At 71.9% G+C, this 19864-nt stretch carries 13 protein-coding genes; 3 read left to right on the forward strand and 10 right to left on the reverse strand.

What is annotated here, in order from left to right; translation table 11 throughout:
• Positions 1–63 precede the first annotated feature (63 nt).
• The 3 genes from DQ392_RS29145 to topA form a co-directional block, all read right to left on the reverse strand.
• Positions 64–1275 carry a DNA polymerase III subunit delta' gene (locus tag DQ392_RS29145; RefSeq protein ID WP_114018750.1) on the reverse strand — a complete coding sequence of 404 codons (1212 nt, stop codon included), beginning with the start codon at positions 1273–1275 and terminating at the stop codon, positions 64–66.
• Positions 1276–1418: 143 nt separating this feature from the next.
• Positions 1419–4715, reverse strand: coding sequence for a dTMP kinase (gene tmk / locus DQ392_RS29150; protein ID WP_245982125.1), 3297 nt, complete (start codon positions 4713–4715; stop codon positions 1419–1421).
• 96 nt (positions 4716–4811) lie between these two features.
• A complete protein-coding gene (topA, locus tag DQ392_RS29155; protein WP_114018716.1) occupies positions 4812–7727 on the reverse strand; it encodes a type I DNA topoisomerase in 2916 nt (971 codons plus the stop codon).
• A gap of 161 nt (positions 7728–7888) precedes the next feature.
• Here topA and DQ392_RS29160 point away from each other — a divergent pair, with 161 nt between their 5' ends.
• Positions 7889–8344 carry a TM2 domain-containing protein gene (locus DQ392_RS29160; protein ID WP_114018751.1) on the forward strand — a complete coding sequence of 152 codons (456 nt, stop codon included), beginning with the start codon at positions 7889–7891 and terminating at the stop codon, positions 8342–8344.
• 55 nt (positions 8345–8399) lie between these two features.
• A complete protein-coding gene (locus tag DQ392_RS29165; protein WP_114018717.1) occupies positions 8400–8825 on the forward strand; it encodes a DUF2752 domain-containing protein in 426 nt (141 codons plus the stop codon).
• 143 nt (positions 8826–8968) lie between these two features.
• Here DQ392_RS29165 and DQ392_RS29170 read toward each other — a convergent pair whose 3' ends face one another.
• From DQ392_RS29170 to bldG, 5 genes are all read right to left on the reverse strand, one after another.
• Positions 8969–10507, reverse strand: coding sequence for a DUF7059 domain-containing protein (locus DQ392_RS29170; RefSeq protein ID WP_245982121.1), 1539 nt, complete (start codon positions 10505–10507; stop codon positions 8969–8971).
• Between the two features lie 484 nt (positions 10508–10991).
• Positions 10992–11540 (reverse strand): small secreted protein, encoded by a 549-nt coding sequence (locus tag DQ392_RS29175; protein ID WP_114018719.1) that lies wholly within the window; start codon positions 11538–11540, stop codon positions 10992–10994.
• A 241-nt stretch (positions 11541–11781) separates the two neighbouring features.
• Positions 11782–14241 carry a sodium-translocating pyrophosphatase gene (locus DQ392_RS29180; RefSeq protein WP_114018720.1) on the reverse strand — a complete coding sequence of 820 codons (2460 nt, stop codon included), beginning with the start codon at positions 14239–14241 and terminating at the stop codon, positions 11782–11784.
• 396 nt (positions 14242–14637) lie between these two features.
• Positions 14638–15189, reverse strand: coding sequence for an ATP-binding protein (locus tag DQ392_RS29185; RefSeq protein ID WP_114018721.1), 552 nt, complete (start codon positions 15187–15189; stop codon positions 14638–14640).
• A 142-nt stretch (positions 15190–15331) separates the two neighbouring features.
• Positions 15332–15673, reverse strand: a complete 342-nt coding sequence (bldG, locus tag DQ392_RS29190; protein ID WP_016473000.1) for an anti-sigma factor antagonist BldG — start codon at positions 15671–15673, stop codon at positions 15332–15334.
• Between the two features lie 189 nt (positions 15674–15862).
• Here bldG and DQ392_RS29195 point away from each other — a divergent pair, with 189 nt between their 5' ends.
• The gene (locus DQ392_RS29195; protein WP_425470632.1) at positions 15863–18424 is read left to right on the forward strand and encodes a DEAD/DEAH box helicase; all 2562 of its coding nucleotides are present in this window, start codon (positions 15863–15865) and stop codon (positions 18422–18424) included.
• 473 nt (positions 18425–18897) lie between these two features.
• Here the strand turns inward: DQ392_RS29195 and DQ392_RS29200 are convergent, their stop codons facing one another.
• Complete coding sequence (locus tag DQ392_RS29200) at positions 18898–19311, reverse strand: Rv3654c family TadE-like protein (protein WP_114018723.1); 414 nt, start codon at positions 19309–19311, stop codon at positions 18898–18900.
• Positions 19308–19778 carry a TadE family type IV pilus minor pilin gene (locus DQ392_RS29205; protein ID WP_114018724.1) on the reverse strand — a complete coding sequence of 157 codons (471 nt, stop codon included), beginning with the start codon at positions 19776–19778 and terminating at the stop codon, positions 19308–19310. Before DQ392_RS29205 ends, DQ392_RS29200 begins: the two co-directional genes overlap by 4 nt.
• Positions 19779–19864 lie beyond the last annotated feature (86 nt).

Here is a 19864-nt window from a genome sequence, read left to right on the forward strand (position 1 = left end):
TCCGGCCGGGCCGGCCCGGCGCGTCGGGGCGTCAGACGGGAGGAACAGGGCGCGTGGTCGGCCTCAGCCCGCCCTGAGTGCCATCGTCATCGCCTCGACAGCCAGCAGGGGCGCCACGTTGCGGTCGAGCGCCCGGCGGCACTCCAGTACGGCATCGATACGGCGCAGCGTCTGCTCCGGACGCGACGTGGTGACGAGCCGGTCGACGGGTGCCGAGGGGTCCTCGTGCGCGAGAGCGACCGAGGAGCCCAACTGGCGGGCCAGCACGTCACGGTAGAAGGCCGTCAGGTCCGAGAGCGCCAGGTCGAGGGAGTCGCGCTGGGTGCGGGTCGCACGCCGCTTCTGCTTGTCCTCCAGCTCCTTCATCGCACCCGCCGTGCCGCGCGGCAGCCGCTTGCCCTCCGTGGCGCCGAGTGCGGTGCGCAGCTCCTCGGTTTCCTTGGCGTCCAGCTCCTCCGCCACCTGCTTGGCGTCCTCCGCGGCGGAGTCGAGCAGCTCTTGCGCGGCACGCAGCGCGCTGCCCACGTCCTCGACCCGGGCGGGCAGCTTCAGCACCGCAAGGCGCCGGGCGCGGGCCCGCTCGTCCGTGGCCAGCCGCAGCGCCCGGTCGATGTGGCCCTGCGTGGCCCGTGCGGCGAACCTGGCCGTGTCCGGATCGATGCCGTCCCGCCGCATCAGCAGGTCCGCGACCGCGTCCACCGGGGGCGTGCGCAGCGCCAGGTGGCGGCAGCGGGACCGGATCGTCGGCAGCACGTCCTCCGTCGACGGGGCGCACAGCAGCCACACCGTGCGCGGCGCCGGCTCCTCGACGGCCTTCAGCAGGACGTTGCCCGCGCCTTCGGTGAGGCGGTCGGCGTCCTCCAGGACGATCACCTGCCAGCGGCCGCCCGCCGGCGACATCTGTGCCTCCCGCACCAGCGCGCGGGTCTCCTTGACGCCGATGGACAGCAGGTCCGTACGGACGACGGTCACGTCCGCGTGGGTGCCGACCATCGTCGTGTGGCAGCCCTCGCAGAAACCGCACCCCGGGCTGCCGCCCAGCGCCCTGTCCGGGCTGACGCACTGGAGCGCCCCCGCGAACGCGCGAGCCGCCTGTGAGCGGCCCGCACCCGGCGGTCCTGTGAAGAGCCAGGCGTGGGTCATCGCGGAGCCGGTCAGGCCGGCCGACCCGCCCTCCGCGGCCTCCGCCGTCACGTACGCGTCGGCGTCCCGCGCGGCAGCCGTCAGCTGCCCCACCGCCCTGTCCTGCCCCACCAGGTCGTCCCACACCGCCATACGGACCATTGTCCCGGATGCCGGTGACACCCGGGCACCGTCCGCCGCCACGCCGTGGGGCAACCCCCGTCGGCTCCCCCGGCGCTGCGCCTGCCCGGACGGTGTCCGGGTTCAGCGCGCCGCGGGAGCCGGTGGCGGGAGCGTCATCGGCGGCGCTGGTCGCCGATGTCGTCCTGGTCGTCCTGGTCGTCGTGCGGCCCCAGGAGCCTGTCCGCCAGCGTGGGGGCGTCGTCCATGGGGGTGTCCTCCGCCCAGGAGGGGCGCGGGCGGCCGTTCTCCTCGACCTGGGGGAGTTCGCGCGTACGGTCCTCCTCCCCGTCCTGAGAGATTTTCGGCAGCACGGTCGTCTCGTCCTCGGAGACCTTGGGCAGCACGGTCGTCTCGTCGTCGGAGACCTTGGGCAGCACCGTCGTCTCGTCCTCCGCGGACGGCGCGACGGCGGGACGCGGCAGCTGTGCCGTGTCCTCCACGTCCGGCTCCGCGGCTGAGGGCTCCTCCCGTTCGGACACCTGCGGAATCTGTGCCGTGTCCGCCTCGGAGCCGTCAGGCGCGGGGGCGGGCTGAACCGGGGGCGTCTCGGTCGTCGCGGTCGTCTCGGTCGTCTCGTCGGCGGGCCCGGTCGCCGTGTCCGTGTCCGCTTCCGCCTCGGACCGGGACTCGGCCTCGGTCTCGGCCTTGGCCTTGGCAGCCGCCCTCGCGTTGGCCTCCGCCTCCGCTTCGGCGTCCGCCTCCGCCTTGGCCTGTGCCTTGGCCGCGGCCTCCGCTTCCGCGGCGCGGCGCGTTTCCTCCGCCCGCAGCAAGGCCTCTTCCGCCTTGCGCTGGCGCTCGCGGCGACGCTCCTCCGCCTCGGCGCGGAGCCGCTTCTCCTCCTCGGCGCGCTTGCGCAGCCGCTCCTGTTCCTCCTCGTAGGCGCGCTGTTCGGCCTCGCGGCGCTCGCGCTCCTCCTCGGCGATGCGGCGGGCCTCCTCGGCCTGCTTGCGTGCCTCCTCGGCGCGCCGCGCCTCCTCGCGCTGGCGTTCCAGTTCGGCCTCGCGGCGCTTGCGCTCCTCCTCCTCGCGGCGCAGCTTCTCCAGCTGTTCCTTGCGCTCGCGTTCCTTGCGTTCCTCCTCCGCCTTGCGGCGGGCCTCTTCCTCGGCCTTCCTGCGGGCTTCCTCCTCGGCGCGCTTGCGCGCCTCCTCCTGGGCTTTCTTCTCGGCTTCGGAGAGCGGGAGCACCTGGTCGAGACGGTGGCGGATGACCGTCGTGACGGCCTCGGGCTCCTGTCCCGCGTCGACGACGAGGTAGCGGGCGGGGTCGGCAGCGGCCAGGGTGAGGAAGCCGGAGCGCACCCGCTGGTGGAACTCGGCCGGTTCGGACTCCAGCCGGTCGGGGGCTTCGGTGAAGCGCTCCCGCGCCGTCTCGGGTGCGATGTCGAGCAGCGCGGTCAGGTGCGGCACCAGCCCTTCGGTGGCCCAGCGGGAGATGCGGGCGATCTCGGTCGGCGACAGGTCGCGTCCCGCGCCCTGGTAGGCGACGGAGGAGTCGACGTACCGGTCGGAGATGACCACGGCGCCGCGCTCCAGCGCGGGGCGGACGACGGTGGCGATGTGCTCGGCCCGGTCGGCCGCGTACAGCAGCGCCTCCGCGCGGTGCGAGAGCCCGGAGGAGGAGACGTCCAGCAGGATGGAGCGCAGCCGCTTGCCGACGGGTGTGGAGCCGGGCTCCTTGGTGACGACGACCTCGTGGCCCTTCGCCCTGATCCACTCTGCCAGGGCCTCGACCTGGGTGGACTTGCCGGCGCCGTCGCCGCCCTCCAGGACGAGGAAGAAGCCGTCGGCCGCGGGTGCCTGCCGGGGCCGGCCGCCGCCGAACGCCTCCACGAGGTCGCGGCGCAGCGGTACGCCCTGCCGGTCGTCGGTGCGGCCCAGCAGGATCGCGCCGACGGGCAGCAGCAGCGCGCCGACGAGCATCAGGGTGAACGAGGCTCCGCCGTGGTCGAAGACGAAGGCCCCGTCCTCCACCCGGTGCGGCCCGATGAGCGCGGCCACGACGGGCGCGATCAGGGCGCACAGCGCGAGCGACAGCCGTACGACGGCCTGTAGGTGCTCGGTGGTGCGGGCGCGGCGGAAGTCCTCGGTCTCCTGGTCGAGCAGGGTGTGCAGGGTGTTGGCCGCGATACCGCCGCCCAGCCCGGCGAGCAGCGCCAGGCCGATGACGGTCGCGGTGTCGGAGACCAGCCCGGCCGCGAGGAGCGCGACACCGGTCAGACCGGTGACGAGCGCGAGGAGGCGGCGGCGGGAGAGCGAGGGCAGCGTGTGCGGCGCGAGCCGGATGCCGGCGGCGGTGCCGCCGGTCAGCATCAGCGTCAGCAGTCCGAACGCGACGGGTCCGCCGCCCAGGTCGGCGGCGTGCAGCGGGGCGAGCGCGACAGCCGCGGCGACCGCCCCGCTGACGGCGGCGCCCGCGAGGACCAGCAGCGGCACGGCGCCCGTACGCCCCTTGTCGGTACCCGATCCTGTGCTGGGCCGGCGCAGCCCCTCCAGTGGGGAGCGGGGACGCGGGGTGCGGGTGTCCGGGAGCTGGAGGAAGTAGCCGGTGGCCGCAGCGGCGGCGAACAGGCCCGCCGCCACGTACGAGGCGAGCGCGGCCTGGTGCGAGCCGAACCAGTCGATGCCGGTGCCGAGCAGGTTGCTGACGAGCGTGACGACCACCAGCCCGGCGGCCGCCAGCGGCAGGGCCACGAAGCCGGTGCGCAGCCACAGGCGGCGCAGCGCGTCGTGGTGGTCGGACAGCGGCCGCACGGCCGCGCCCTCCAGGGGCGCCGCCGGCAGGAGGGCCGGGGCCGCGCTGTCACGCGTCACGGTGGACAGCCGCTCGGCGGTGCCCGCCACGAAGACGGTGATCAGCAGGATGAGGAAGGCGTTGCCGGGCGTCCAGTCGATCCACAGCGGCGCGATGACCAGGGCGACCGCCCGCAGGACGTCGGCGCCGAACAGCGTCCAGCGCCGGTCGAGGACCTTCTTCGGCGCCTCGTCGTCCTGCTTCGGCGCGTCCTTGTCCTGCGCCGCCGCCCCGGCGGTGTCCGCTGCACCGCCCGGGCCTCCCGCGCGCTTGGCGCCGCCCTTGCCGGTGACGCCGCTCACCAGCACGGAGACGGGGCCCAGCAGGACGGCGCCGAACAGCAGTGTGGACAGCAGCCGCAGTCCGAAGACGACCGCGACGACGAACGCCATGCCGCGGTATCCGCCGCCGAAGACCGGGTCTCCCGCGACGCCGCGCACGGCCGCCGCCTGCATCGCCAACAACAGCAGCACCAGAAGGCCCAGCATGTCGCCGATCCCACTGGTGAACTGCGCCGTCCACAGCCGCTTGAGCGGCGGGAAACGCAACAGCGCGGTCACGGCGCCCTCGCGGGATTCCGCGGCGAGGGAGTCGTCCGGAGCGGTTGGGGGCGAAGACATCATCCCGCCAGCGTATAGGGAGGGCGCCGCCAACCGGATGCGTACCCGAACATCCGTGTGAACACCGGTCGGCTCCCCGAACGCCTCCCCCGCGGCCTACTCCCCGCTGGACGCCTTCTTCGCCGGGCCCTTCGAGGCGGCGCTCTTGGAAGCGGCGGCCTTCTTCGTCGCCGTCTTCTTCGTCGCCGTCTTCTTGGCAGCCGCCGTCTTGGTCGCCGTCTTCTTCGCGGCCGTCTTCCCCGTCGCCTTCTTGGCAGAGGACTTCTTCGCCGCCGTCTTCTTCGCGGAGGACTTCTTCGCCGGGCCCTTCGCCCGCTTCTCCGCCAGCAGCTCGAAGCCCCGCTCCGCGGTGATCGTCTCGACGTCGTCGTCCCGCCGCAGCGTCGCGTTGGTCTCGCCGTCGGTCACGTACGGGCCGAAGCGGCCGTCCTTGACCACGACGGGGCGCTCGGTGGTCGGATCGTTGCCCAGTTCCTTCAGCGGCGGCTTGGCCGCCGCACGGCCGCGCTGCTTGGGCTTGGAGTAGATCTCCAGCGCCTGCTCCAACGTGATCGTGAAGATCTGTTCCTCGGTCTCCAGCGAGCGCGAGTCCGTCCCCTTCTTCATGTAGGGGCCGTACCGGCCGTTCTGGGCGGTGATCTCGTTGCCCGACTCCGGGTCCACACCGACGACCCGGGGCAGCGACAGCAGTCTGAGCGCCTGCTCCAGCGTGACGGTGTCCAGCGACATCGAACGGAAGAGCGAGGCAGTGCGCGGCTTGACCGCGTTCTTGCCGGTCTTCGGCGTGCCCTCGGGCAGAACCTCGGTCACGTAGGGGCCGTAGCGGCCGTCACGGGCGACGACGGGCCGGCCCGTCTCCGGGTCCGTGCCGAGCTCGAAGTCGCCGCTGGGCTTGGCCAGCAGCTCCTTGGCGTACTCGACGGTCAGTTCGTCCGGCGGCAGGTCGTCGGGCACGTCGGCGCGCTGGCCCGGCTCGCCCTCCTGCTGGCTGGGGCCCTCCACGTACGGGCCGTAACGGCCCACCCGCAGGGTGATGCCCTCCCCGACGGGGAAGGAGGAGACGCCCTTGGCGTCGATCGCGCCGAGGTCGGAGACGAGCTCCTTGAGACCGCCGAGGTGGTCGCCGTCGCCGTTGCCGGCCGCGGCGGCCTCGCCGGTGGCCGTGGCGGACTGGCCGTCCCCGCCGTCGCCGAAGTAGAAGCGCCGCAGCCACGGGATCGCCTCCGCGTTCCCGGCGGCGATGCGGTCGAGGTCGTCCTCCATCCTGGCGGTGAAGTCGTAGTCGACCAGCCGGCCGAAGTGCTTCTCCAGGAGTCCGACGACGGCGAAGCTCAGGAAAGACGGCACCAGCGCGGTGCCCTTCTTGAAGACGTAGCGCCGGTCCAGGATCGTGCTGATGATCGAGGCATAGGTGGAGGGGCGGCCGATCTCGCGCTCTTCCAGCTCCTTGACGAGCGTGGCCTCCGTGTAGCGGGCCGGCGGCTTGGTGGCGTGGCCGTCCACCGACATCTCTTCGGCGCGCAGCGGGTCGCCCTCGGCCACCTGCGGCAGCCGCCGCTCGCGGTCGTCGAGCTCCGCGTTGGGGTCGTCGGCGCCCTCGACGTAGGCCTTGAGGAAGCCGTGAAAGGTGATGATCTTGCCGGTGGCGCTGAACTCGGCGTCCCGCCCGTCCGCCGAGCGGCCGCCGACCTTGACGGTGACGGACTGTCCGACGGCGTCCTTCATCTGCGAGGCGACGGTCCGCTTCCAGATCAGCTCGTACAGCTTGAACTGGTCGCCCGTCAGACCCGTCTCAGCGGGTGTGCGGAAGCGGTCCCCCGAGGGGCGGATCGCCTCGTGCGCCTCCTGCGCGTTCTTGACCTTGCCCGCGTAGGTGCGCGGCTTGTCCGGCAGGTAGTCGGCGCCGTACAGCTGGGTGACCTGCGCGCGGGCCGCGGACACGGCCGTGTCGGAGAGCGTGATGGAGTCCGTACGCATGTACGTGATGAAGCCGTTCTCGTACAGCTTCTGGGCCACCTGCATGGTGGACTTCGCGCCGAAGCCCAGCTTGCGGCTCGCCTCCTGCTGGAGGGTGGTCGTACGGAAAGGCGCGTACGGCGAGCGGCGGTAGGGCTTTGACTCCACGGAACGGACCGAGAAGTCCGTGTCCTCCAGCGCCGCGGCCAGGGCGCGCGCGCCCTCCTCGTCCAGGTGCAGCACGGCGGCGGGGTCCTTGAGCTGCCCGTCCGAGCCGAAGTCGCGCCCCTGGGCGACACGGCGGCCGTCCACCGTGGTCAGCCGGGCACCGAACGTCCCCGGATCGCCGGCCGCGCCACGTCCCGCTCCCCTCGAGGCATCCCCCGCCTGCCCCGCCGCGAACGTGCCGGTCAGATCCCAGTACTCGGCGGAACGGAACGCCATGCGCTCCCGCTCCCGCTCGACGACCAGCCGGGTGGCCACGGACTGCACGCGGCCCGCCGACAGCCGCGGCATGACCTTCTTCCACAGCACCGGAGAGACCTCGTACCCGTACAACCTGTCCAGGATCCGACGCGTCTCTTGCGCGTCCACCAGCCGCTGGTTGAGAGCGCGCGGATTGCGGACCGCGTTCTGGATCGCGTCCTTGGTGATCTCGTGGAAGACCATCCGCTTGACCGGGACCTTCGGCTTGAGCACCTCTTGCAGGTGCCAGGCGATGGCCTCGCCCTCGCGGTCCTCGTCAGTGGCGAGGTAGAGCTCGTCGGAGTCGGCCAGCAGCTCCTTGAGCTTCTTGACCTGGTCCTTCTTGTCGCTGTTGACGACGTAGAGGGGTTCGAAGTCGTGGTCGACGTTGACACCGAGCCGGGCCCAGGGCTCCCCCTTGTACTTCGCGGGAACCTCGGCGGCACCGCCGGGGAGGTCACGGATGTGCCCGACGCTGGCCTCGACGACGTAGCCAGGGCCGAGATAGCCCTTGATCGTCTTGGCCTTGGCAGGCGACTCGACGATCACGAGTCGGCGCCCGCCGTTTGCTGTCTCGTGGGTCGGGGACAACTTCTGCTCTTCTCTCCGGTCGGCTGCTGTCTGTATCGCATCGGTATCGCTGCGGAGTGTGACGGTACCTCCCGCCCCCATGTCAAACGGGAAAAGTCGGCAACGCCACTCGAACGGTAACCCGACAACCAGCCGTGGCGCCGCCCGACGGCTCTGGCAACATGTCGGGGGCACATCACCAGGTACCGCTCGACCTCGGAGGTCTTGTGTCCAATCCCCAACAGCCCGGTTACGGCTATCCCCAGCAGCCGGGCCAGAACCCCTACAACCAGCCGCCAGGACAGCCGGGAGCGCCCGGTTACGGCTACCCGCAGCAGCAGCCGATGGCCCCCATGCCCGGCCAGTACTCCGGCGACCCGAACGCACCGTACGGCTACGACCCGTACGGACGGCCCCTCTCGCACAAGTCGAAGATCGTCGCCGGCGTGCTCGGGATCCTGCTCGGCTCCTTCGGTGTGGGCCGCTTCTACACCGGCCACATAGGCATGGGCATCGGTCAGCTCGCCGTCTCGATCTGCACCCTCGGCCTCGGTGGTCTGTGGGGCTTCATCGACGGGATCATCTTCCTAACGAGCACAGACCGGACCGACAGCGACGGCCGCATCCTGCGTGGCTGAGACCGGCGCGAGCCCAGGGGGAGGGCTGCGCGACACGAGGGGAGGCACCGGCCGCATGGCGAACACCAACGTCCCTGATGCTGTGGGCCGACTCCGCGCCGCCCTCTCCCACCCGGCCGCCCCGCCGCTGGCGACAGCGGCGGCCGGCCTCGTCGGTGCCTGCTACCTGTGGGGCACCGACCCGCACGAGCCCGGCGGCCTGCTCCCGCGCTGCCCCTTCAACTGGGCCACCGGACTGCTCTGCCCGGCCTGCGGCGGCACCCGCATGGTCTACGACCTCCTGCACGGCGACCTCACCACGGCGCTGCACGACAACGCGGCGCTGCTGACGGTCGGCCTGCCCGTCGCCGGATACCTGTCGGCGCGCTGGCTGTGGGAAGGGCTCAGCGGCCGCCGCTGGGCGCCCCGGATGAGCACCCGGGGCAAGGTGGCCGTCCTGAGCGCCGCCGTCGCCTGGACGGTGACCCGCAACCTGCTGTAGGTCCCAGGACGGCCGGCACGAGGCCGCTCTGGTGCCCGACGCCACTCTGCCTCCCGGCGTCACTGCGGCTCCCGGCGCCATGTCGACGCCCCGGCATCGCCCCGCCGTCACTCCGGCATCCGGCGTCGCTCCCCGCGACAGCGTCAGTCCGCAACCGGTGTCAGAAAGCCCCGCTCCACCAGCAGCCGCAGCGACTCCGGCGTACGGGCACGCAGCCCGCCCACGTCCTCTCCCAGCAGCTCCCCGATGGCCTCCAGGATGCGCCCCGCGCTCAGCGTGCCGTCGCACACCCCCGCGAACCCGGCGCCCACCGTGTCCACCGTCATCGCCCGCCGCATCCCGCGGTTCTGACGCAGCACCACGTACTGCGGATCCTCCGCGCCCGGCTCACCGATCTCCTCCTGCACGACCTCGTCCGCGAGCACGTACCGGTGCTCCAGCAACGCCTCGTCACCCGTGAGGCGCAGGAAGTCCTGCCGTGCGAAGTGCGCGCGGATCACCTCGCCCAGCGGCTGCTCGACCGGGTGCGGCCACTCCTCGGCCAGCACCGAAGGCCGCTCGGCGTCACTGCGCCGCAGCGTGATCCAGCCGAACCCGACAGCCTGCGTGCCGCGCTCCGCGAACCCCTCCAGCCAGGCGTCGTAGTGCTCCGCGTACACGGCCGGATCGCCACGGTGATCACCCGCGTCCCGCAGCCACAGCTCCGCGTACTGCGTGACGTCCTGCACCTCCCGCTGCACGATCCAGGCGTCGCACCCCGGCGGTACCCACGCCGCCACGCGCTCCCGCCAGTCCTCCCCCTCACGGTGCTCCCAGTTGGCCAGCAGCTGGCAGTAGCCGCCCGGAGCCAGACGGCCGGCCGCCTGCTCGACAAGAGACCGGCACAGGCCGTCGCCCGCCATGCCGCCGTCCCGGTAGGTCAGGCGGGCACCCGGAGAGATCACGAACGGCGGGTTGGAGACGATCAGGTCGTACGGCTCCGCGTCCGCCACCGGCTCGAACAGCGACCCCTGGCGCAGCTCCGGCTCAGGGACGCCGGAGAGCGCCAGGGTCAGGCGGGCGAAACGCAGCGCACGCGGGTTGAGGTCGGTGGCGGTGACGTGGGAGGCGAAGCGGGCGGCGTGCAGCGCCTGGATCCCCGAACCGGTCCCCAGATCCAGCGCCCTGGCGGCGGGGGCGGTCACCATGAGCCCGGCCAGCGTGGTCGAGGCACCGCCCACGCCCAGGACGACGTCCGGGGAGGACTCCACCGAGCCGCCCACGCCACCCGCTCCGCCCACGGCGCAGCCCAGGTCACTGACGACCCACCAGTCCTCGCCGTCCGGGCCGCTGTAGGGACGTACGTCCACGGTGGCACGGACCCGCTCCGTCGGGCCCGCGTCCGGGTCCGTGACCCGCTCGAGCCACCGGCCGGCCAGCACCTCGTCCAACGGCAGTACGGCCCCGGCACGTTCGCGGGAGACGGACCGCTGGAGCAGGAACAGCCGTACCAGGGTCTCCAGCGGCTCCTGACCGCGCGTGGCGCGAAGGGCCGGAACCGTCTCACCCCGGGCGAGCGCCGCATAGGCGGGGGCGCCCAGCAGATCGAGCAGCCCGTCGGCGGTGAAACCGGCCGCGGCCAGCGCCTCCCGCAGCGTTCGGGTGCTCTGAGGCGTGGGCTCGGGCAGTGCGTCAGTTCTCACCCGCGCCATTCTCCTTCGCGCTCACCCACACCCACGACCGGGGCCGCACGGGCCGCACGGTCAGCGGCGTGGAGCGGACCGCCCACCGCCTCGAACGGGCGACGAGCAGCACGGCCCGAGCCGCGCTCCCTCCGGCACGGACGGCCAACCGCACGGAACGGACCGCCAACCGCCCCCAACGGGCGACGAGCAGCACGGCCCGGGCGGCGGACCGTCGCCGAGGGGCGACCAACCGCACAAGCCGAGCGTTCAACGGCACCGGACGGGCGGCGTACCGTCCCCCACGGGCGAAGAGCAGCACGGGCAGGGCGGCGGGCCGTCCCCAACAGGCGATCAGCCGCGCAGGCCGGACGGCGCGACGTCCGACACGGACGGCGGACCGCCCGGGAGGGGCCGGGGGCCGTCGAGGACGGTTCCCGGGCGGCCGTCCGGATCGCGGTGGCGGCGCGCGCCGCCACCCGCGCCGCGGGCCGGGCGCTCCGGCTCACTTGTCGGTCACGCCGGTCTTCTTGCAGCTCTCCTGGTTGGCCATCGCCTTGCCGACGTCGCCGGTCGACAGCTTGTGCAGCGCCTCGTCACCGCGCTGCCCCAGCGTCTTCAGCTTGGCGGCCACATCGTCGAGCCCCTCGTCGAACTTGTCGCCGGTGGGCAGCTTGTCGACGGAGGTCTTGAGGTCGTTGTACTGGCCGGCGATGCCGTTGAGCTCCTTGATGGCGCTCTTCTGCATCTTCTCGCCGTCGTCGACGGGCGGGGCTCCCGCGTTCTTGACCGCCCGCGCCATCGCCTTGTATGCGTCGGAAACCTTCTTGAAACCGGCCGAGTCGGCCTTCTTGACCTCTTCGGGGGACTTGTCCGCCTGGGAGGCCTCGGCGATGGCGGCGTTGGCCTGCCTGACCTTCGTCAGCTGCGGCTGGAGGTCGTCGCAGACGCTCTTGGCCCACTCGTCCGTCTTGCCGCTGTCGTCACTGCAGCCCGTCAGCGCGAGTACGAGTACGGCGCCGCCGGACAGCGCCGCCGTGAGCTTCTTGTTCACCGGATCGGTCCCTTCATGGCTGTTCGGCCCGGAACATACACGCCTCGGAGGGAGTGGCGGCGAGCCGGAAGACCCCTATGTCTACTATTGCAGCCGTTTGCACCAACGCGGGTCTGCGACATCACGGACACGCGTGAGCCCACGGAGCCGCGGGAAACCGGTCCGACGGCGCTGAGACGAAACACACACAAGGGCGGGCGGGACGCCAACGCGTCCCGCCCGCCCCTCGGTTGAGTCGCCGCTAGGAAGCGGCCACCGGATCCACCGGATCCGAGGGCTTCGCCGTCCGCCCGGTGTCGTCCTCCTCACCCACGGCGATACCGCGCCGCTTGGAGAGGTAGACGGTGCCGACGACGACGGCCACCGCGGCCGCGGCCACGACGACGCGGGCGCCGGCGCTCTTGTCCGCGCCGTAGCTGAACTTCACCACGGCGGGCGCGATCAGCAGCGCCACCAGGTTCATGACCTTCAGCAGTGGGTTGATCGCCGGACCCGCGGTGTCCTTGAAGGGGTCGCCGACCGTGTCACCGATGATGGTCGCCTCGTGCGCCTCGCTGCCCTTGCCGCCGTGGTGACCGTCCTCCACCAGCTTCTTGGCGTTGTCCCAGGCACCACCGGAGTTCGCGAGGAAGACGGCCATCAGGGTGCCGGCGCCGATCGCGCCGGCCAGGAACGCCGCCAGCGCCCCGACACCGAAGGTGAAGCCCACCAGGATGGGTGACACCACCGCCAGCAGCCCCGGCGTCGTCAGCTCGCGGAGCGCGTCCTTGGTGCAGATGTCCACGACACGGCCGTACTCCGGCGTCTGCGAGTAGTCCATGATGCCGGGCTTCTCACGGAACTGCCGACGGACCTCGAAGACGACCGAACCGGCCGAGCGGGAGACCGCGTTGATGGCGAGCCCCGAGAAGAGGAACACCACGGCCGCACCGAACATCAGCCCGACCAGCGTGCTGGGCTGCGCGATGTCCACCAGCTCCAGCATCTTGTCCTTGTTCTGGTCCGCCTCGGTCAGCGCCTTGCCCAGCTCGGTGCGGTACGAGCCGAAGAGCGCCGCCGCAGCGAGCACCGCCGTGGCGATGGCGATGCCCTTGGTGATCGCCTTGGTGGTGTTGCCCACCGCGTCCAGGTCGGTCAGCACCTGCGCCCCCGCGCCCTCGACGTCACCGGACATCTCGGCGATGCCCTGCGCGTTGTCGGAGACGGGCCCGAAGGTGTCCATGGCCACGATCACGCCGACCGTGGTCAGCAGCCCGGTGCCCGCCAGTGCCACGGCGAACAGCGCCAGCATCACCGTTCCGCCGCCCAGCAGGAAGGCGCCGTAGACGCTCAGCCCGATCAACAGAGCCGTGTAGACGGCCGATTCGAGGCCGATGGAGATGCCGGAGAGCACCACGGTCGCGGGACCGGTCAGCGACGTCCTGCCGATGTCCCGAACGGGCTTGCGGGTGGTCTCGGTGAAGTAGCCGGTCAGCTGCTGGATGAGGGCGGCCAGCACGATGCCGATCGCCACGGCCACGATGGCCAGCACCCGCGGGTCGCCGCTGTGGCCGAGGATCTCGTCCGCGTCGTCTCCCGAGACACCCTTGAGGTCCGCGTAGCTGGAGGGCAGGTACACGAACGCGGCGATGGCCACCAGCGCCAGCGAGATCACCGCGGAGATGAAGAAGCCGCGGTTGATCGCCGTCATACCGCTGCGGTCGGAGCGGCGCGGAGCGACGGCGAACACGCCGATCATCGCGGTGAGCACCCCGATGGCGGGGACGAGCAGCGGGAAGACCAGCCCGTCGTTGCCGAAGACCGCGGTGCCCAGGATCAGCGCGGCCACCAGCGTCACCGCGTAGCTCTCGAACAGGTCGGCCGCCATGCCGGCGCAGTCACCGACGTTGTCGCCCACGTTGTCCGCGATGGTGGCGGCGTTGCGCGGGTCGTCCTCGGGGATGCCCTGCTCGACCTTGCCGACGAGGTCGGCGCCGACGTCGGCCGCCTTGGTGAAGATGCCGCCGCCGACTCGCATGAACATCGCGATCAGTGCGGCACCGAGCCCGAAGCCCTCCAGCACCTTGGGCGCGTCCGCCGCGTAGACCAGCACCACGCACGCGGCGCCCAGCAGACCGAGGCCGACGGTGAACATCCCGACGACGCCACCGGTACGGAAAGCGATCTTCATGGCCTTGTGGGAGACGGCGGTGAGATCGACCGGAATTTCTCCCGGCTCGCCCTTCGCCGCTGAGCTCACAGCCGGCGCCGGTACCCCCACGGGGGCGGCCGGAGTCGCCTCACGCGCCGCAGCGGCCACGCGCACATTGCTGCGCACCGCGAGCCACATACCGATATAGCCGGTCGCCGCCGAGAAAGCCGCACCGACCAGGAAGAACAACGAACGGCCGATTCGCTGTTTCATATCGTCGGCCGGCAACAGCATGAGCAGGAAGAAGACGACCACCGCGAAGACCCCGAGGGTGCGCAGCTGCCGCGCCAGGTAGGCGTTCGCCCCCTCCTGCACGGCCGAGGCGATCTTCTTCATGCTGTCGGTGCCCTCGCCCGCGGCGAGCACTTGTCGTACCAGCACCAGAGCGACGCCGAGCGCTGCGAGCGCGACAACCGCGATCACGATCGCGAGTCCCCGGTTGCCACTTGTCAGCTCTGCGGCGTCAGCGAGGTGCTGAGGGTGGTGAAGTGGGCTGAGTTGCCCCGCCATTCGTCCTCCTTGACGTTTGGCACATGGGCGCGCGCAAGCACGCTCAGGCGTCCTGCTGCAAAGATGTGGACGGATTGTAGGGAGCGCCACTAGATCAAAACAGAGCGCAGCAGCGGGAATTCGCTGGGAACGGCGAAGATCAGCCGCGTACGAGCCGGCCAATTCGCTCGCATGAGGGAATGAGCAAATTCAACTGACGCCCGGAAAATGATCTATCGAGTGACGGGAAAAAGCCTCGCTGACTCGTTTAGACCCTGGTCAGTGGCGGTCACAATTACTCCGTTGATCGTCCGATGATCGACAGAGAAGATCCACGCGAGGGTCCCCGAGCAACCGAAAAGCCCGCCGCGAAGGCGGCGGGCACAGGACAAACGGGACGGGCGGGGCCAAGGAGGCTCAGGGGAGAACCGGCTCGATCGTGGGCCAGCTCATGCGGATCACACCGCCGTGCTCGTCGGTCGTGACCTCCACGTCGTCCACCAGGCCGCTGATCACCGCGAGCCCCATCTCGCCGTCGCCCTCGTCCTCCTCGGCGACCGGCTCGGGAATCTCGTCCCGCGCCCCCGGCAACAACGCGCCCTCCGCCTCGACGAGCCCACCGCCCGAGCCGCTGCCCTTGCCGGCCCCGTCACCGTTGGCCGAGGGAGCGGCGGACGCCGAAGCGCCCAGCGTGCCGCCAGGCAGCGAGAAACGCCGGTGCGGCGCGTCGTCGCCCACCTCGATGGAGAACTTCTTCTCGTCCTCGATCAGGGAGACCCGCACGGGGCTGTTGAGGCCATGGCTCATGTGCAGGCCGACGGCCCGCGTGCACGCCTCGCCGACGGCCAGCCGCACCTCGTCGAGCACTGCTTCGTCGACCCCGGCACGCCGCGCCACGGCAGCAGCCACCAGCCGCGCCGTACGGACGTGCTCCGGCAGCGCACTGAAGAGCAGCTCCACGGTGGCCATGCCATCCCCCTCGGTCTTCGGTGAGTCTTGACGGGGCTCCCAGGGCTCTTGGAGCCGGACCCCGGCGACCCCGCCTTCCAGTCAAGCGGGAGGCCGCCGGACCGCCCGCACCGAGGTGGGGGCGGTCCGGCGGCCGGACGCGTCAGTCAGTGGCCGCTACGGCCTCGTCGACCGAGGAGTGGATCGGGAAGACCTTGGTGAGGCCAGTGATCCGGAAGATCTTGAGAATGCGCTCCTGGTTGCAGACAAGACGCAGCGAGCCCTCGTGCGCACGCACCCGCTTGAGCCCGCCCACGAGCACGCCGAGCCCGGTGGAGTCGAGAAAGTCGACACCCTCCATGTCCACGACGAGGTGGTAGCTGCCGTCGTTCACGAGCTCGACCAGCTGCTCACGCAGCTTGGGCGCGGTGTATACATCAATCTCGCCACCGACCTCGACGATCGTGCGATCGCCGACGGTACGGGTCGACAGGGACAGGTCCACGGATCCTCCAGCACCTTGCTATCGAGCGGTCAGCCCCCTCGGTTCTCCCTCCCCCTGCCCTGACGGAGGGAGGTACCCCCAAAGGCAGGGGACGGATCGGCAGCCGCAGAAGCATTCAATCACTTACCAGCAGGCGAGGACGACGCCTTGCGGCCATTGTCCGCCTCGCCAGTGACACACTCGGTACCGATGGCCAACGAACAGCACACCCGGTCCGCGCGCGTACGCCCGCGAGCCGAGCCCGACCGCTCGGCTCCCCACGGCGACCCTCGCGACGTGCTCGCTGGTCTCACCAGGGGAACGGACCGCGCCGGGCGTGTCACCCATACGGAGCACTTGCCCCCGCGAAACGGTCGCCATGCGCAATGGCCCGACCGGATCCGGCCGGAAGTGATCGAGGCCGTACGGCGCGCGGGCATCGACCGCCCCTGGGAACACCAGGCCCGCGCAGCGGCCCACGCCCTCGACGGCGATTCCGTGATCATCGCCACGGGCACCGCCTCCGGAAAATCACTCTCCTACCTCACCCCCGTCCTCAGCACCCTGCTGGACGGCGCCGAGGCCCCCAACGGACGCGGCACCACCGCGCTGTACCTGGCCCCCACGAAAGCCCTCGCAGCCGACCAGCGCCGCGCCGTCACCGACCTGGCCGCCCCACTCGGCACGGCGGTACGGCCCGCCGTCTTCGACGGGGACACCCCCTTCGAAGAGCGCGAATGGGTGCGCCAGTACGCCAACTACGTGCTCACCAACCCGGACATGCTGCACCGCGGCCTGCTGCCGGGACACGCCCGCTGGTCCTCCTTCCTGCGCGCGCTGCGCTACGTCGTCATCGACGAGTGCCACACCTACCGCGGCGTCTTCGGCTCCCACGTCGCCCAGGTCCTGCGGCGGCTGCGCCGGGTGTGCGCCCGCTACGGCGCCGAACCCGTCTTCCTGCTCGCCTCCGCCACCGCCGCCTCCCCCGGCGAGGGCGCGGCCCGGCTCACCGGCGTGCGGCCCGTCGAGATCACCGAGGACACCTCCCCGCGCGGCGAGACGGTCTTCGCACTGTGGGAACCGCCACTGACCGAGTACGAGGGCGAGCGCGGCGCCCCCGTCCGCCGCACCGCGACCGCCGAGGCCGCCGAACTGCTCACCGACCTGGCCGGCCAGGGCGTACGCACCGTCGCCTTCGTCCGCTCCCGGCGGGGCGCCGAGCTGATCTCCCTCATCGCCCAGGACCGCCTGGCAGCGGTCCCGGCCCCACGGGGTTCCGCCTCGGAGAACGCCCGTTCCCGACCTCCCGCCCCTGCCCCTGCCCGCGCCCCTGTCCCGGGAGGTGACGATCTCCAGGACATCCAGGACATCCAGGACCTCCAAGAGGCGGACGCTGCGGCGGTGGGGGCGTCGATGGGGGGCGCGCCGGGACGGCGTGGCGGCCTCTCCTCCCGGATCGCCGCCTACCGCGGCGGCTATCTCCCCGAGGAACGACGCGCCCTGGAGCGGGCCCTGCACACCGGCGAACTGCTCGGGCTCGCCGCCACCAACGCCCTCGAACTCGGCATCGACATCTCCGGCCTCGACGCGGTCCTCATCACGGGCTACCCCGGCACCCGCGCCTCCCTCTGGCAGCAGGCGGGCCGCGCCGGGCGTGCCGGCCAGGGCGCGCTCGCCATCATGATCGCCCGGGACGAACCGCTGGACACCTATCTCGTCCACCACCCCGAGTCCATCTTCGCCACCCCCGTCGAATCCACCGTCCTGGACCCGCACAACCCCTACGTCCTCGCACCCCACCTGTGTGCGGCCGCAGCCGAGACACCGCTCACCGAAGCCGACTTCCCCCTCTTCGGGCCCGAGACCGGCCGGCTCCTGCTCAAACTCGAAGAGCGCAAGCTGCTCCGCCGCCGTTCCTCCGGCTGGCACTGGACCCGCAAGGAACGCGCCGCCGACCTCACCGACATCCGCGGCAGCGGCGGGCGGCCCGTACAGGTCGTGGAAGAGGGCACCGGCCGGCTGCTGGGCACCGTGGACGCCGGAGCCGCACACACCACCGTCCACGAAGGCGCCGTCCACCTCCACCAGGGCCGCACCTATGTGGTCCGCAGGCTCGACCTGGAGGACTCTGCCGCGCTCGTCGAGGAATCCAGCCCCCCGTGGACGACCATGGCCCGCGACACCACCTCGCTGGCCCTCCTGGAGACCGAGGCCGAGGTGCCCTGGGGCGACGCCCGTCTGTGCTTCGGCTCGGTGGAGGTCACCAACCAGGTGGTCTCCTATCTGCGCCGCCGCCTGATCACCGGAGAGGTGCTGGGCGAGTCCAAGCTGGACCTTCCGCCCCGCACCCTGCGGACCCGCGCCGTGTGGTGGACGGTGACCGAGGACCAGCTCGACGCCGCCAGGATCACGCCCGAGATCCTGGCGGGCTCGCTGCACGCCGCCGAGCACGCCGCCATCGGCATTCTCCCGCTGTTCGCCACCTGCGACCGCTGGGACATCGGCGGGGTCTCCATCGCTCTGCATCCCGACACGCTCCTTCCCACCGTCTTCGTCTACGACGGCCAGCCCGGCGGCGCCGGCTTCGCCGAACGTGCCTTCCACACCGCCCGGGCGTGGCTGACCGCCACCCGGGACGCGATCGCCTCCTGCGAGTGCGAGGCGGGCTGTCCCTCCTGCATCCAGTCGCCCAAGTGCGGCAACGCCAACGACCCACTGCACAAGCGCGGCGCGGTCCGCCTCCTGACCGAGCTCCTCCGCTCCGCCGTCTGACCTGTCCGGCTCCTGGCCGACTGACGGCTGCCGCATCCGGTGCCTGGCTCATCCGACCGTGAACCGTTCGGCTCCCCTCGGCTGCTTCCAGGCTCCCCTCGGCTGCTTCCTGGCTCCTCCGGCCGTGGAGCGACCGGCTCCACCCGGCCGCATGGCTCGCATGACCGTGAACCGTTCGGCTCCCCTCGGCTGCTTCCAGGCTCCCCTCGGCTGCTTCCTGGCTCATCCGGCCGTGGAGCGACCGGCTCCACCCGGCCGCATGGCTCGCATGACCGTGAACCGTTCGGCTCCCCTCGCTGCCGTGCTCGTCCGGCCGTTGGCCAACCGGCTCCGCCCGGCCGCATGGCTCGCTCCGCCGCCCGGCCCGCATGGCTCGCCTTGCCCGGCCGCATGGCTCGTCCGACCCATGGCCCGGTCGGCTTCACCCGCCGGCTGTCTGGCCTGTGGCCGGCCGACCGGCTCCCCCTGGCCGGCTACCTGTCCTGTCCGGCCTGGCGGGGTGGGGGGCGGGCACCGCGATCGGCTTCCGGTGACGCCGATCCGACCGGGCCGGCGCGGGCGCGCACCTGGGCGTCGTACGGCCCCCACCGCACGCGCGCGTCCAGATCAGCGATCTCCCCCCGCACCGCGCACCTGACCACCCGTGCCCCCTGGGCCCGCGCCACTCCGCGCGCCGCCGCGCAGGCGTCGGCCCGGCCCTCGAGTGCCCGGTCCGCTGCCGCGAGCGCCGCCAGATCCGCCACGGCGCCCGCACGGTGGCGTACGTGGACCGCTTGGCCGAAGCCGAGCACCGCCGCGAACACCCCGCACAGCACCACCGCGCTCAGTGCCACCCACACGGACGCCGACCCGCGGTCGCTGCGGAGCTGTGACAGGTTCCCCGTCATTCCTCCTTCTCCTCCGTCTGCCGCGCATCCTTCTCCGTCTTCTCCGTCTGCCGCGCGTCGTCCTGTTCGGGGCCGTCTGGGCTGCCAGGGCTTGCCGGGGTCCGGTCGTGGCTCCGGCCAGTGCCGGCTCCGCCCACTTCGCCCGGGTTCTCCGCCCCGGCCTCGTCCATGGCGACCGCCTCGGACCGCAGCTCCACCGTCAGCGGGCCCGGTCCCACCGTCCGGGCCCTTACGGCGACTCGCACCAGCTCTCCGTCTTTCGTCACTTTCAGCCGGGCGCCCGGCGGCGCCGCCGACCGGACGGCGCGGACCACTCCGTCCCCGGTCTCTCCGCGTGCCGCGGCCCGGGCACCGGCGCGCGCGGCGTCGACGCACTGGATACGGGTCACCGCCGCCATGAGCCCCCACAGCAGTCCGGCCACCAGCAGGACCAGCGCCGGAATCACCACGGCGGCCTCAGCGGTCACATAGCCCGCGCACCAGTCCCTACGGCCCGCGGGGGCCGCACGGACCGTACGGACCTGACGTAACAGACAGGACGTACGGACCTTGC

Origin of the sequence: Streptomyces reniochalinae, from assembly GCF_003323735.1 — a bacterium.
Classification (GTDB): Bacteria; Actinomycetota; Actinomycetes; order Streptomycetales; family Streptomycetaceae; genus Streptomyces; species Streptomyces reniochalinae.

What these genes read in the sequence shown, in the direction of transcription:
- DQ392_RS29200 (WP_114018723.1), bottom strand. Translation starts at nt 19,311, where the DNA reads ATGACGGGGAACCTGTCACAGCTCCGCAGCGACCGCGGGTCGGCGTCC.
- DQ392_RS29165 (WP_114018717.1), top strand. Translation starts at nt 8,400, where the DNA reads ATGGCGAACACCAACGTCCCTGATGCTGTGGGCCGACTCCGCGCCGCC.
- DQ392_RS29185 (WP_114018721.1), bottom strand. Translation starts at nt 15,189, where the DNA reads ATGGCCACCGTGGAGCTGCTCTTCAGTGCGCTGCCGGAGCACGTCCGT.
- DQ392_RS29180 (WP_114018720.1), bottom strand. Translation starts at nt 14,241, where the DNA reads ATGGCGGGGCAACTCAGCCCACTTCACCACCCTCAGCACCTCGCTGAC.
- DQ392_RS29160 (WP_114018751.1), top strand. Translation starts at nt 7,889, where the DNA reads ATGTCGGGGGCACATCACCAGGTACCGCTCGACCTCGGAGGTCTTGTG.
- tmk (WP_245982125.1), bottom strand. Translation starts at nt 4,715, where the DNA reads ATGTCTTCGCCCCCAACCGCTCCGGACGACTCCCTCGCCGCGGAATCC.
- DQ392_RS29195 (WP_425470632.1), top strand. Translation starts at nt 15,863, where the DNA reads ATGGCCAACGAACAGCACACCCGGTCCGCGCGCGTACGCCCGCGAGCC.
- DQ392_RS29145 (WP_114018750.1), bottom strand. Translation starts at nt 1,275, where the DNA reads ATGGCGGTGTGGGACGACCTGGTGGGGCAGGACAGGGCGGTGGGGCAG.